This is a genomic window from Herbaspirillum sp. 1173, from assembly GCF_031455335.1.
Lineage (GTDB): Bacteria > Pseudomonadota > Gammaproteobacteria > Burkholderiales > Burkholderiaceae_D > Herbaspirillum > Herbaspirillum huttiense.
Genome location: NZ_JAVDSP010000002.1, coordinates 487,621 through 502,203 on the forward strand (window position 1 = coordinate 487,621; position 14,583 = coordinate 502,203).

At 63.6% G+C, this 14,583-nt stretch carries 9 protein-coding genes; 1 reads left to right on the top strand and 8 read right to left on the bottom strand.

The features are described from left to right. Window positions 1–7: 7 nt before the first annotated feature. The 8 genes from truB to J2X56_RS10290 all read right to left on the bottom strand — a co-directional run bounded on the left by truB (window position 8) and on the right by J2X56_RS10290 (window position 12,550). Window positions 8–1,012, bottom strand: a complete 1,005-nt coding sequence (truB, locus tag J2X56_RS10255; RefSeq protein WP_310160003.1) for a tRNA pseudouridine(55) synthase TruB — start codon at window positions 1,010–1,012, stop codon at window positions 8–10. A gap of 99 nt (window positions 1,013–1,111) precedes the next feature. Further along, on the bottom strand, window positions 1,112–1,504 hold the full coding sequence (rbfA, locus tag J2X56_RS10260) for a 30S ribosome-binding factor RbfA (RefSeq protein ID WP_013235544.1): 393 nt from the start codon (window positions 1,502–1,504) through the stop codon (window positions 1,112–1,114). A gap of 109 nt (window positions 1,505–1,613) precedes the next feature. Continuing rightward, a complete protein-coding gene (gene infB, locus J2X56_RS10265; protein ID WP_088756290.1) occupies window positions 1,614–4,493 on the bottom strand; it encodes a translation initiation factor IF-2 in 2,880 nt (959 codons plus the stop codon). Window positions 4,494–4,545: 52 nt separating this feature from the next. Further along, on the bottom strand, window positions 4,546–6,105 hold the full coding sequence (gene nusA, locus J2X56_RS10270; protein WP_088756291.1) for a transcription termination factor NusA: 1,560 nt from the start codon (window positions 6,103–6,105) through the stop codon (window positions 4,546–4,548). Next, on the bottom strand, window positions 6,102–6,596 hold the full coding sequence (gene rimP / locus J2X56_RS10275) for a ribosome maturation factor RimP (RefSeq protein ID WP_034334451.1): 495 nt from the start codon (window positions 6,594–6,596) through the stop codon (window positions 6,102–6,104). The genes nusA and rimP overlap by 4 nt, the downstream gene beginning before the upstream one ends. 386 nt (window positions 6,597–6,982) lie before the next feature. Then, window positions 6,983–9,013, bottom strand: coding sequence for a 23S rRNA pseudouridine(2605) synthase RluB (gene rluB, locus J2X56_RS10280; RefSeq protein WP_310160010.1), 2,031 nt, complete (start codon window positions 9,011–9,013; stop codon window positions 6,983–6,985). Further along, complete coding sequence (gene scpB, locus J2X56_RS10285; protein WP_121043345.1) at window positions 9,000–10,049, bottom strand: SMC-Scp complex subunit ScpB; 1,050 nt, start codon at window positions 10,047–10,049, stop codon at window positions 9,000–9,002. The genes rluB and scpB overlap by 14 nt, the downstream gene beginning before the upstream one ends. Window positions 10,050–10,456: 407 nt before the next feature. Beyond that, complete coding sequence (locus J2X56_RS10290) at window positions 10,457–12,550, bottom strand: bifunctional diguanylate cyclase/phosphodiesterase (protein ID WP_199725109.1); 2,094 nt, start codon at window positions 12,548–12,550, stop codon at window positions 10,457–10,459. A gap of 409 nt (window positions 12,551–12,959) precedes the next feature. Between J2X56_RS10290 and J2X56_RS10295 the strand changes: the two genes are divergently transcribed. Continuing rightward, window positions 12,960–14,555, top strand: a complete 1,596-nt coding sequence (locus J2X56_RS10295) for an FMN-binding glutamate synthase family protein (protein ID WP_121043348.1) — start codon at window positions 12,960–12,962, stop codon at window positions 14,553–14,555. Window positions 14,556–14,583 lie beyond the last annotated feature (28 nt).

The window sequence follows — 14,583 nt, forward strand, 5'->3', positions numbered from 1 at the left end:
TCTGTCCTCAGGCGGTGGACACCAGCCTTTCGGGGGCCAGGATGGCGTATTCCTGCAACAGTCCGGTGCCCAGCAAGGCGGCGTCCGAACTGCGATAGACGCGGACGCGGCCGGTCTGCTCCGGCACCGCCACGCCTTCCTTGCCCAGCGGCAAGCGCTGGCCGTGCAGGAAGCGGCGCGCCAGTTCATCGCTGAGCTGCACCGCCGGGAAGCTGCGCAAGAGGCCGTCCACCGGCAGCAGCAAGGCCTTGCGGGCCTCCAGCTCAGCGGCGGCGTCGAAGGTCTCCAGCGTGACTGCGCCATCGAGCGTGAGAGCGCCGACTCCAGTGCGTCTCAGGGCATTGAGGTGCGCCCCACAGCCCAGTACTTCGCCAATATCTTCACCCAGCACGCGGATATATGTCCCTTTGCTGCAAGTGACGCGGATGCGCAGCATGGGGGCTTGATAGTCCAGCAGTTCCAGGGCGTGGATGGTGACGTTACGGGCTTCGCGCTCCAGCGTGATGCCGGCGCGCGCATATTCGTACAAGGGCTTGCCGTCGCGCTTCAAGGCGGAGTGCATGGGCGGCACCTGGCTGATGGGGCCACGGAACTGCGCCAGCGCCGCTTCGATCTGCGACAAGCTGACCTCAACGGCGCGCTCGCTGATGACCTGGCCTTCGGTGTCGCCGGTATCGGTGCGCACGCCCAGGTGGACCAGGGCCTCGTAAGTCTTGTCGGCTTCCAGCAAATCCTGCGAGAACTTGGTGGCTTCGCCGAAGCACAGCGGCAACAGGCCGGTGGCGAACGGATCCAGGGTGCCGGTGTGTCCCGCCTTGGGCGCATTGAGCATGCGCTTGGCGCGGATCAGGGCGTCGTTGGAGGACAAGCCGACCGGCTTGTCCAGCAACAGCACGCCATGCACCGGCACGCGCGGCGCACGCGGCGTGCGCGCCTGCTGGCCACGCTTGGCGCGCGGCTGCGGCGGTTCAGGGGAAGCGGAACCAATGTCCGCCGTCGTATCGTCGGCCATGAAATGCAAGACCGGCCCACGCCCCGCTGAAGGGAAACGCAGACCGGCGTGAAAAGTGTGAAGAAAACTGCAATGCAACGGGAAAAGAACCGCCCGTCATCAAGCCTCGTCGTCCGAATCCTTGGCGCGGGTGGCGTTGGCTTCGTCGATCAGGCGCGACATTTCAATGCCGCGTGCGGTCGAGTTGTCGTGCACGAAATGCAGTTCCGGCAGGGTGTGGATGGTCAGCCTGCGGCCCAGCTGGGTGCGCAGATAACCGCCCGCCTTGCGCAGGCCGGCCAGGGTGTTCTTGATCGCCTCAGGGTTATCCACCAGCGTGGTGAAGAAGACCTTGGCATGCGCGTAGTCCGGGGTGACCTGCACTTCGGTAATGGTGATCATGCCCACCCGCGGATCCTTCAGCTCGAAGGCGATCAACTCCGACAGGTCCCGCTGGATCTGGTCGGCGACGCGCAAGCCGCGTCCGGGAATGGATTTGCTGTGTTTTGCCATGCTTTAAAAAAACAATCCGCCGAGGGCGTGGCGGGAGGATTCCCGCGTTGCTGCGACGGATCTTGCCAGTGAAGCCGGCGCATCGCGAACGATACGCCGGCGTAGTGCATTACAGGGTACGGGCGACTTCCTGGACTTCGAAGATTTCGAGCTGATCGCCCACTTCGATGTCGTTGTAGCCCTTGAGCGAGAGACCGCACTCGAAGCCCGACTTGACTTCCTTGACGTCGTCCTTGAAGCGCTTGAGCGAATCCAGTTCGCCGGTCCACACCACCACGTTGTTGCGCAGCAGGCGCACTTGCGAGCCACGCTTGACCAGGCCTTCGAGCACGTAGCAGCCGGCGATCGAGCCGACCTTGCTGACCACGAACACCTGGCGGATTTCCACCAGGCCCAGCGCCTGTTCGCGCTTTTCCGGGGACAGCATGCCCGACATCGCGGCCTTCACCTCGTCCACCGCATCATAGATGATGTTGTAGTAACGGATGTCCACGCCAGCGGCTTCGGCCAGCTTGCGCGCCGAGGCATCGGCACGGGTGTTGAAGCCGATGATGACGGCCTTCGAAGCGACGGCCAGGTTGACGTCGTTTTCGCTGATGCCACCCACTGCAGCGTGCACCACCTGGACGCGCACTTCGGCGGTCGACAGCTTCTGCAGCGACTGCACCAGGGCTTCCTGGGAACCTTGCACGTCGGTCTTGATGATCATCGGCAGGTTCTTGACCTCGCCTTCGGTCATCTGGTCGAACATGTTTTCCAGCTTGGCGGCCTGTTGCTTGGCCAGCTTCACGTCGCGGAACTTGCCCTGGCGGAACAGGCCGATTTCGCGCGCCTTGCGCTCGTCGGTCATGACCACCACTTCTTCACCGGCGGAGGGCACTTCGGTCAGGCCCTGGATTTCCACCGGCAGGGACGGGCCTGCCTCGGCGATGTTCTTGCCGTTTTCGTCCAGCATCGCACGCACACGGCCATAGGCCGAACCTGCCAGCACGACGTCGCCGCGCTTCAGGGTACCGGACTGCACCAGAATCGTGGCGACCGGGCCGCGGCCCTTGTCCAGCTTGGCTTCAATCACCAGACCACGAGCCGGCACATCCACCGGCGCCTTCAGTTCCAGCACTTCGGCTTGCAGCAGGACGTTTTCCAGCAGCGAGTCGATGCCTTCGCCGGTCTTGGCGGAGACGGGGATGAACGGGGCATCGCCACCGTATTCTTCCGGCACCACTTCTTCGGCGATCAGTTCCTGCTTGACGCGGTCGGGATTGGCACCCGGCTTGTCGATCTTGTTGATGGCCACCACCAGCGGTACACCGCCGGCCTTGGCGTGGGCAATCGCTTCCTTGGTCTGGGGCATGACGCCGTCGTCGGCAGCCACCACCAGAATCACGATGTCGGTGGCCTTGGCACCACGGGCACGCATGGCGGTGAACGCCTCGTGGCCCGGGGTATCCAGGAAGGTGATCATGCCGCGCGGGGTTTCCACGTGGTAGGCACCGATGTGCTGGGTAATGCCACCGGCTTCACCCGAGGCCACCTTGGTGCGGCGGATGTAATCCAGCAGCGAGGTCTTGCCGTGGTCGACGTGACCCATGACGGTGACCACCGGTGCGCGCGGGGTGGCTTCGGCGTCGGCGTGTTCTTCGCCTTCGACCAGCAGCGCTTCCGGATCGTCCAGCTTGGCGGCGTGGGCGCGGTGGCCCATTTCTTCCACCACGATCATCGCGGTTTCCTGGTCCAGCACCTGGTTGATGGTGACCATCTGGCCCAGCTTCATCAGGTGCTTGATGACTTCGGAGGCCTTGACCGCCATCTTGTGGGCCACTTCGGCCACGGTGATGGTTTCGGGCACGTAGACATCGTGCACCACCGCTTCGGTGGGCACCTGGAAGTTGCTTTCACGCTGGTCATCGCCATGCGAGTGACGACGGCCCTTGGGGCCGGCACGCCAGCCGTCACGGCCGCCACCACCGGTGGCGCCACGCGACTTCATGCCGCCGGCACCACGCTTCTTGGCATCATCCTGCCAGGTGGAGGAGACATTGGCCGACTTGATCGACTTCTTGTCTGCGGCCACGGCGGGCTTCTTGTCATCCTTCTTTTCGCCCGGCTTGGCCGCGGTGGCCGGCTTGTGCAGCGTGCCTTCCGAGGTCTTGGCCGGGGCCGGTGCAGGTTCCGGTGCCTTGATGACGCGACGCGGCGCATTCATCATGGCCTTGATCTGGGCCACTTCGTCTTCCACGGCCTTGCGCGCACGGTCAGCGGCGGCGGCACGGTCAGCGGCTTCCTTGGCGGCAGCTTCTGCCTTTTTCTTCGCTTCTTCAGCAGCAGCGCGCTTCTTTTCTTCCGCAGCCGGATCCACGGCGGGGGCCGGTGCGGCAGCCGCAGCGGGCGCCTTCGCGCTGGCCGCAGCAGCAGCCTTGGCCTTCTCGGCTTCGGCCGCCGCAGCGGCGGCTTCAGCAGCCTGGCGCTTGGCTTCGGCTTCGGCTTCTTCGCGGGCACGTTGCTGTTCCAGCTCGGCAGCCTTGGCCTGGGCGGCGCGTTCGGCCTCCAGCTGGGCCAGACGTTCTTGCTGGGCCTTCAGTTCAGCCTGACGGCGAGCCTCTTCCTGCTCACGTTCCTGCGCTTCGATGGCCGGGTCGCGCTGAGGGGCCGCAGCACGCGCTGCGGACTCGTCGGCACCGGGCTCGTCACGCTTGATGAAGGTGCGCTTCTTGCGCACTTCCACCTGGATCGTGCGCGATTTGCCGGTTGCATCGGCCTGCTTGATCTCGGTGGTTTCCTTGCGGGTCAGCGTGATCTTCTTCTTCTCGCCTTCCGGCGCGGCTCCGCGCGAACGGCGCAGGTGTTCAAGCAGGCGGTCCTTGTCTTCCTTCGACAGGGAGTCGGATGCAGAGCTCTTCTCGACACCGGCCGAACGCAGCTGGGTCAGCAGCAGGTCAGCGGGCATCTTAAGCTCGGTGGCAAATTGGGCAACGTTGTTACTCGCCATTCAGTCCTCTTTTCTATGTGGCTCGGCAGATGATGTGGAGACGCTCCGCTTCTCAGCGGCCTTCGACTGCGCTCCATGCCTTGGCCTGCAGGGCCTTGGCGCGCTCATCGTATTTGGAATCGATGAGCTTCATTTCATCGTCGGTCACATCTTCAAATGCATTTTCAATCAGTTGGCGCGCGCGCTCGGAAGGCAGGGCCAGGATCGCGCCGAATTCGTCATAAGCCAGGCCGGCGAAGGCCGGCAGCGTCTTCACGCCTGCCAGGCCCAGCTTGCCGGCCAGCACACGGTCCAGGCCTTCGAAGTTGATCAGCTCCTCTTCCATGCCTTCCAGGCCTTCTTCGGAGGCGATCGCTTCGGTCACCAGGGCGTCGCGGGCGCGGTTGCGCAGCTCATTGACGGTCTCTTCGTCGAACGATTCGATCTCCAGCATCTCGGTGATCGGCACGTAGGCGATTTCTTCCAGGGTCGAGAAACCTTCCTCGACCAGGATGTCGGCCACTTCCTGGTCAACATCGAGCTTTTCCATGAACAGCGTACGGATCAGCGCGGTCTCGGCCGCCGACTTGTCGGCCGATTCCTCGGCCGTCATGATATTGATCTGCCAGCGGGTCAGCTCGGCTGCCAGACGCACGTTCTGGCCGCCGCGGCCGATGGCGATGGCGAGGTTTTCTTCATCCACCACCACATCCATGGCGTGCTTTTCTTCATCGACCACGATGGAGGTCACATTGGCAGGGGCCAGCGCGCCGATGACGAACTGCGCCGGGTCTTCCGACCACAGCACGATGTCCACGCGCTCGCCGCCCAGCTCACCGGTGACGGCCTGGACGCGCGAACCGCGCATGCCCACGCAGGTACCGATGGGGTCGATGCGCTTGTCGGCGGTGTAGACCGCGATCTTGGCGCGCACGCCCGGGTCACGGGCAGCCGACTTGATTTCCAGCGAGCCTTGTTCGATTTCCGGCACTTCCAGCTCGAACAGCTTCATGATGAATTCCGGCGCGGTGCGCGACAGGATCACCTGCGGGCCACGGGCACCGCGGTCCACGCGCAGGATGTAGGCACGCACGCGGTCGCCGATACGCAGGTTTTCCTTGGGGATCATCTGGTCGCGCGGCAGGCGGGCTTCGATCTTGCCGGATTCGATGATGGCGTCACCGCGCTCCATGCGCTTGATGGTGCCGGTCACCAGGGCATCGCCTCGGGCCAGGAAGTCGGCCAGGATCTGTTCGCGCTCGGCGTCGCGGATGCGCTGCAGGACGACCTGCTTGGTGTCTTGCGCGAAACGGCGGCCGAATTCGACGGACTCGATCGGATCTTCGATGTATTCGTCGACTTCGATATCGGGGAATTGATCCTTGGCTTCGAACAGCAGCACTTCCTGGTCAGGCAATTGCAGACCCGCTTCGTCGGGCACCACGTGCCAGCGGCGGAAGGATTCGAACTCGCCGCTTTCGCGATCGATCGAGACGCGAATGTCGACCTCGCCTTCATAGCGCTTCTTGGTAGCCTGCGCAAGCGCATGCTCCAATGCGCCGAAGACGACTTCCTTATCGACGTTCTTTTCGCGCGCCAGCGCATCGACCAACAACAAAATTTCGCGACTCATCCTTTGCGACTCCTAAAATCGACCTGCGGCACCAGGTGTGCCTTATCCACATCGGCCAGCGTGAAATTCAACACGGCAGCCGACCCATCGTTTGCTTCAAATTCCAATACCAGTTCCTCGCCTTCCGGCTCGCGCAGCACGCCTTCATAGGTCTTGCGGTTGGACGTGCCGGGCAGCGGCACGCGCAACTTGACTACGGCTTCGCAATCCACGAAACGCACGAAGTCAGTGAACTTCTTCAGGGGGCGGTCCAGCCCGGGCGAGGAGACTTCCAGGCGTTCATACAGCACGTTTTCCACGGTGAAGACGTGCAGCAACTGATGCGTCGCCTTCTCGCAATCCTCGACAGTGATCGAACGCGCTTCTTCTGCTTCAGGGTCGAACGGGAAATCGATGAAGACGCGCACCAGACCGCGCGGCGCCTTCTCGAACTCAACCAGTTCGTAGCCCAGGCCCGCGAGGGTGGATTCGATCAGTTCCAGCAATTGCAAGACTATTTCTCCATCAGGATGCCGCCTGGCCAGCGAGGGTAGACGGACATCTAAAATTGATCAGCAAAAAAAAAAATGGGCATCTGCCCATCTTTTGTTATCCCACGCAACGCGAGATCACACATCACGCGAACCACCGACCTTCCATCCATCATGGCGCAGGCGGATCTATCAATGATTTATCACATATGCGATTCGCGGCGGGTTGCGTTTAACTAACACATTATAACCGATTCAGCTATTCACAGCAAATCCGGAATGATGTCAATTGTGATCGCAGCGACAAAAACGTTCATAAAAAACGTCATTGGTGCATTTCACGCGCCGCTGGCCTTGCGAGGGAGACCTTGCTCATCAGCAGCATTGCTGACGAGCAAGGAAAAGCCTCAGCGACCGCCGCGACGGCGATTCATGCCCGGCAGGCCGCCCAGCATATAGTTCGCAGCGGTGTTGCCACCGCGTTGCGGGCGATTGCCGCGCCGCTGGTTGCCGGCATCCGGGAAGCCCAGTGCGGTCTGCAGCGGATCCGGCTGGCGGCTCTTGGGCTGGCCACCCTTGTTGCCACCGCCATAGCCACCACCATTACCGTAGTTGCCGCCGTTCCCCCCGTTGCCGCCCTGGCCGAAGTTGCCACCTTGGCGCCCCTTCTGCGGCCCCTTGTTCTGCATGCCGTTGCCGCGCGGACCATTGCCCTGGCCACGGCTGGCCTGGCCGGCGTTGCCGCCGTTGCCGGACTTGGCTTCCCCGGCCTGCTTTTCCAGCCCACAGGCGGCCATCAGGTTGCGCACGGCGTTTTCTTCCAGCTCTTCCCAGCGGCCACGCTTCAAGGTCTGCGGCAGGGTCATGGCACCGTAGCGGGTACGGATCAGGCGCGACACGGTCAGGCCGACCGCTTCAAACATGCGGCGCACTTCACGGTTGCGGCCTTCGCCGATGGTCACGCGATACCACTTGTTCACACCTTCGCCACCGCCATCGGCAATGCGCGAGAACTGGGCCGGACCGTCATCAAGCTCCACGCCCGACAGCAGCTTCTGGCGCATGCCTTCTTCCAGCTCGCCCAGGGTACGCACGGCATATTCACGCTCGATGTTGTAGCGCGGGTGCATCAGGCGGTTGGCCAGGTCACCGGAGGTGGTGAACAGCAGCAGGCCTTCGGTATTGAAGTCCAGGCGGCCCACGGCCAGCCACTTGCCGGCCTTCATGGTCGGCAGGCGGTCGAACACCGAGCTGCGGCCTTCCGGGTCGGCATGGCTGACGATCTCGCCCGAAGGCTTGTGATAGACCAGCACGCGCGGCGGGCGCTTGCTCACCTTGCGCTGGATCAGCTTGCCGTTGATGCGCACGGCATCGGTAGGCAGGATGCGCTGACCGATGTGGGCCGGCTCGCCGTTGACCGAAACGCGGCCAGCGACGATCAGCTCTTCCATGTCGCGGCGCGAACCCAGGCCGGCGTCAGCCAGCACCTTGTGCAGCTTGGGGGCATCGTCCTCGGCGGTCAGGTCGCGGCGGCCGTTCTTGCCGCGCATCTGGTGCGGCTGGCGGCCACCGGCCTTGGCGCCTTCGTCGCGGTCGTACGCTTCGGAGGTCACGTAGGAGAAGATGTCATCGACCGGTTCGGCCGAGCGCAGACCCAGTTGCGGGGCCTTGGGCTTCTTGCCGTTCTTCTCGAAATTCTTTTTGCCTTGCTGCCCGGGCTGGCCATTGTTCTTGCCGAACTGGCCGCGCGGCTGGCGCTCAACGGCGGCAACAGGAGCGGCATCGCCCTCGTGCTTGCCATGTGCAGGGGCTGCATCACCGCCTCCGGCCGCAGCGCGCTGGGCAGCGCGGTTGTTGCGCAGGGCACGCGGACCGCGCACGCCACGGCGGGCGGGCTTGGCGCGATTCGGATCAACGGGCGCATCCAGCAGGACCGGCGGCGCAACCACTTCTTCACCAACGGTGACAATGACCTTGGGCAGCTCAGGCGCAACCGGTGCAGGCGCAGCCGCCTCGGGTGCTGCAGCCTTGGGCTTGGCAGCGCGCTTGGGCTTGGCCGGAGCGGCCGGTGCAGGCTCCATGGCCAGGCTCATCTGGGCGGGTGCGTCGGAGGCCGGGGCGTCTGCCGCATCGGCCTTCTTGGCACGCGGCTTGGTGGCGCGCGGCTTCTTTTCGGGAGCGGGTGCGGACTCGGCGACGGCGGCGGCCGGGGCCGGGGCCGGGGCAGCTTCATCGGCGGCGGCCTTCTTGGCACGCGGCGCGCGCTTCTTCGGCGCAGCCTCGTCAGCGGCCGCTTGCGGCGCGGATGCGACTGCCTCGGCCGGCGCGGCGCTGGCCGCAGGCTTGCGGGTGCGCTTTTTCACCGGCTTGTCGGATGCGGCGGCATCGGCCGCGGCCAGGTCGACCTGGGTCTCGTCTTTGGAACTAGTTGGCTTCATTCTTCGAATCTGGATGTGGCGGACGCGCGTCATCTTCCCGCTGATCGGCCCGCTCGGTGGTGTCGTTGTGCTCGCCTGCCGCTTCGCCGGCGGCTTCGGTGGCGTCCGTGCCAGTTACGGCAACGTCTTGCTCAAAAGGTTCTTGCGCTTCTGGGGAAGCGTCTTCACTGCCTGCAGCACGCTCTTCCCCGGCGGCGGCTGCTTCGATATCGGTCTGCTGGAGCTCCTCTGTGGCAAGCTCTCGGGCCACGGGCGTTTCAAGGTCGTCAGCAGGATTACCCTGTGCCGGCACCTCTGCCTCGGCGGCTTCAGTTGTTGCAATTGCGTCAGTTGCTTCTGCCGTGGCGGCAGATTCGGCCGCTGCGGCCTCGCCTGCTTCCTCAGCGTCGCCGCCGATCAGATCTTCGCCCACGCCCTCTTCCTGCTCCGCTTCGGCCAGGGCCGCCACGCCGCCTTCCAGCGCCTGCAATTCCAGCAGCGCGCCCTGGGCGGCAGCTTCGCCGCTGACCTGCTGCAGCGGCGGCAATTCTTCCAGCGAACTCAGGCCCAGGTCATCCAGGAACTTGCGGGTCGTGGCAAACAGCGCCGGCCGGCCCGGTACGTCGCGATGGCCGATCGATTCGATCCAGCCCCGGTCTTCCAGCATGCGAATGGTCTGGGTATTGACCGCCACACCGCGAATCTCCTCGATGTCACCGCGCGTGACCGGCTGGCGGTAGGCGATGATGGCCAGCGTTTCCAGCGTGGCCCGGGTGTATTTCGGCGGCTTTTCCGGATTCAGGCGCTCCAGGTAGACCTTCATCTCCTTGCGGCTCTGGAAGCGCCAGCCGGTCGACAGGCTGACCACTTCCACCCCCTTGTCGGCCCATTCGGTGCGCAGTTCATCGAGCATCTGCCGGATCATCTCGGCATTGATGTCGCTGCTCTCTTCGCTCTCGGGATCGACGTACAGCTTCTTCAGATCATTGATCGACAGGGGCTCATGCGTGCAAAGCAATGCAGTTTCGAGGACTTTCTTGGCCTCAGCAATATTCATGTACCACTCTTGTGCGTCTTGTTGTTAACAAAGTTCGGCTTGCAGCTGGTCTCCGGCGCTACGGCTGCAGCCAGTCCGGCCTGCAGCGAAAGCTGAAACGGGCCAGGTACGGCAAGTCTTGCGCAGTGCTGGATGCGGCGGCGCTGCCTTCCGGTGTTTGGAGATTGAATGAGCTGGAATCTAAGACCCGGGCAAATCGGCGTCGCGGAGGACTCGCGCTTTCGCAAAGCCGTCATGTCGCGGGGTTGCGGACGGCCGACCTGCACCTTTTCAACTACCGGCCTTGCGTCATGGAGCCTTTGTTGGCCGCACAGGCTGCGGCGGTCGGGGCGCAAGGCATCAAAAGTACTGCGCGGAGTGTAGCACAAAGATTTGCGGGGATGCAGCCTGTTGCAGCCTGCGGACAATTATTTGCATGCCTGACCGCTTTGCGCCTGCCGGCTCATCCAGGCGGTGAAATCCTCTGCCGCCATGGGCTTGCCGAAGAAATAACCCTGCACTTCGTCACATGCATTTTCCTTCAGGAAAGCATGTTGCTGCTCATCCTCCACGCCCTCGGCAATGACACGCAAGTTCAGGATATGGGCCAGCGAGATGACGGCTTTGACGATGGCTGCACTGTCGGCATCGCGCGCAATGTCGCGCACGAAGGACTTGTCGATCTTCAGGGCATCCACCGGGAAGCGGCGCAGGTACGAGAGGCTGGAATAGCCAGTTCCGAAATCATCGACAGAAATCTGCAGACCCAGGCGCTTCAGGGCATGCAGGGTAGCCACGCTCTTCTCGGCATCCTTCATGACCACGTTCTCGGTGATTTCCAGCTCCAGGCAGGAGGCCGCCAGGCCGCTCTGCTCCAGCACGCCGGAAACGAATTCCGGCAGGCTCTGGTTCAGCTGCCGTGGCGACAGGTTCACCGCCACAGGGATAGGCGGCAATCCGGCCTCTTGCCAGCGCTTGTTCTGGTGGCAGGCGGTACGCAGCACCCATTCTCCGATCGGCACGATCAGGCCGGCTTCTTCGGCGAAGGGGATGAAGCGGTCGGGCGGCACCATGCCCTGCTCTGGCGACTGCCAGCGGATCAGCGCCTCGGCACCGATCACGCTGCCATCTTTCAAACTCAGCTTGGGCTGGTAATAGAGCTTGAATTCTTCCTGATCCAGCGCGCGGCGCAGATTGATGAGCATCTCCAGGCGATTGCTGACCTGTGTGTCCATCCACGGCGCGAAGAACTGGAAGTTGTTGCGCCCCTGCTCCTTGGCCCGGTACATGGCCGAATCGGCTTGTTTCAGCAAGGTCTCGACATCCTTGCCATCGACCGGATAGCGGCTCACGCCGATGCTGGCCGTGACCTGAAACTCGCGGTCGCCCGCCTGCCAGGGCCGCGCCACGGCGGCCAGGATGCGCTGCATCACCTCGGCGATGCCCAGTTCGCCACCGGTCTGGTTCTGCAGCACCAGCACGAATTCGTCGCCCCCCTGGCGCGCCACCATGTCGGTATCCCGCAGGCAGGCTTGCAGACGCTGCGCCACGGTCTTGAGCAATTCGTCGCCGACCTGGTGACCCAGGCTGTCATTGATGAACTTGAACTGGTCAAGATCCACGAATACCACCGCCGTCAGTCCACCCTTCTGCCGCGCCACCTGAATGGCGCGCTGCAGGTGCTCATGCAGCATGTTGCGATTGGGCAATCCGGTCAGCGCATCGTGGGTGGCCTGATGGCGCATTTCGGCTTCATAAAGCTTGCGCTCGGTGATGGCCTCCACGGTACCCTCGTAACAGACCAGCGCGCCGCTGTCGTCATAGACGGCGCGGGCGTTCTCGGAGATCCAGATGATGTCGCCGTCGCGCCGGTACACGCGAGACTCAAAATTGGAGACCGAGCCATGCTGCTCCATCAGGCGCATGAATTCCGTACGGCGCTCCGGTTCGACATACAGCTGGTGGCTGATGTCGCGCAGGCCGACGATCAGGTCTTCCGGCGAGTGATAGCCGTAGATGCGCGCCAGCGCCGGGTTGACCGCGATGTAGGTGCCATCGGGCGTGGTCTGGAACACGCCTTCGATGGCGTTCTCGAAGATGCTGCGATAACGGCGCTCGGCCTCCTGCAGCGCCTGGGCCGCTTCCTTGCGCTCGGTCACGTCCTGCAGGAAGCCTTCCATCGCCTCCACCTTGCCGGCCGCGTTATACAGCCCGACGCCACGCTCCCACACCCAGCGCAGGCTGCCATCGGCGTGGACGATGCGGTATTCGATGTCGATGCGACGCCGCTCGCGCATGCAGGTGTCGATATGGCTGCGCACCAACGCGCGGTCTTCCGGATGGGTCAGTTGCAGGAAGGAGATGCGGCTGTTGAGCAACAGGTCCTCGGGGGCATAGCCGGTCAAGGCATGACAGCCTTCGCTGACGAATTCCAGCGTCCAGTGGGCATCATCGCGGCAGCGGTAGACCATGCCGTCGAGATTGGCCAGCAGCGTCTCCAGCAGGCGCGGCGGGCGCGCCATGGCCAGCACCGCCTGGCTCTGCGCGGCATCCTGGCGGCACAGCGCCCGCGCCGCAGGGCGGGAAGAGGAGGAAGAGGCCGCCGATGCGCCTCGTGAAGCAACTGTTTTCATAACGACATCGTGTCTCCGGCCTCGGACAAGCAGGCGCGCTGTGATAGTGGAGTTCATTGATGCACAGGGCAGCGGTTCCCCACGCTGCCTGGCAGGAAGATACGTCAAAGCAATAAGGATGCCACTGCGCAAGCAGCGGGCTTGCCGGGCAGTATCGCGGCCAGTCCCGCCATATCGGCAGGAAAAACCCTTCACTTCGTCGCGCACGACTGTTGAGCCCGGGCGGTAGAATCCTTGCAAACCCGACCATGGCCTTCGGCCGGTGCCGGTTCCATCCTGACAACTAGCGGACTCTTCTATGTGGGCAAATCGGTATTTCGTGTTCTGGGCGGTGATCGCGCTGACCCTGGCCTTGGTGGTCCTGGCGGCGACCCTTGATATCGGCTGGGGGTGGCCGCTCATTCCCCTGGTCTTGAGCGTGGTCGGCGTCCACGATCTGGTGCAGCGGCGGCACGCCGTGTTGCGCAACTATCCGCTGATCGGCCACTTCCGCTTCATGTTCGAGGCCATCCGGCCGGAACTGCGCCAGTACTTCTTTGAAGACGAAATGGATGGCCGTCCCTTCTCCCGCAAGAAGCGCAGCGTCGTCTACCAGCGTGCCAAGGCCGATGTCGACAGCCGCCCCTTCGGCACCGAGCTGGACATGCAGCAGGCCGGCCATGAATGGATAGGCCATTCGCTCTCCCCGACCAAGATCGCCAGCCACGATTTCCGCGTGGTGGTCGGCGGCGACCGGGCACAGCCGTATTCGATGTCGGTCTTCAACGTCTCGGCCATGAGCTTCGGCTCGCTCTCGGCCAATGCCATCCGCGCACTCAACCAGGGGGCGAAAAAAGGCAATTTTGCCCACGACACCGGCGAGGGTTCGGTCTCGGAATACCACCGCGAATTCGGCGGTGACCTGGTGTGGCAGATCGCCTCCGGTTACTTCGGCTGCCGCAACGCGGACGGCAGCTTCAATGAAGAAAAATTCACGGCCCAGGCGCAGTCGCCACAGATCAAGATGATCGAGGTGAAGTTGTCGCAAGGCGCCAAGCCCGGCCACGGCGGCGTGCTTCCGGCGGCCAAGATCACGCCGGAGATCGCCGCTACGCGCGGCATCCCGATGGGGGTGGATTGCATCTCGCCGGCCGTGCACTCGTCCTTCTCCACACCGGTCGGGCTGCTGGAATTCATCGAGAAGCTGCGCGGCCTCTCCGGCGGCAAACCGGTCGGCATCAAGCTGTGCGTGGGCCATCCCTGGGAATTCTTCAGCATCGCCAAGGCCATGCTCAAGACCGGCATCGTGCCGGACTTCATCACGGTGGATGGCTCCGAAGGCGGCACCGGCGCGGCCCCGCTGGAATTCGTCGACCACGTGGGCATGCCGCTGCAGGAAGGCCTGGTGATGGTGCACAACACGCTTACCGGCATCGGCCTGCGCGACAAGGTCAGGATCGGTGCCAGCGGCAAGATCATCACCGCCTTCGACGTGGCGCGCACGCTGGCGCTGGGCGCGGACTGGTGCAATTCGGCGCGCGGCTTCATGTTTGCGCTGGGCTGCATCCAGTCGCAGAGCTGCCATACCGACCGCTGCCCCACGGGCGTGGCCACCCAGAACGCCCAGCGCGCCCGCGCCCTGGTGGTACCGGACAAGGCCGAGCGCGTCTACCGCTTCCACCAGAGCACCCTGCATGCGCTGCAGGAGCTGGTACAGGCGGCCGGGCTGCCGCATACGTCGGCGCTGCGCCCGCATCACATCGTGCGGCGCATCAACGACCACGAGATTCAACTCATGTCCAACGTGCTGAAATATCTGCAGCCCAACGATTTACTGGAAGGCAATTACCGCTATCGGGTCTATGAAAAGTTCTGGCCGATTGCACGTGCCGAGAGCTTCCATCCGGAGCTGTAACGACAACTTCATTAATCGAAAGACAACA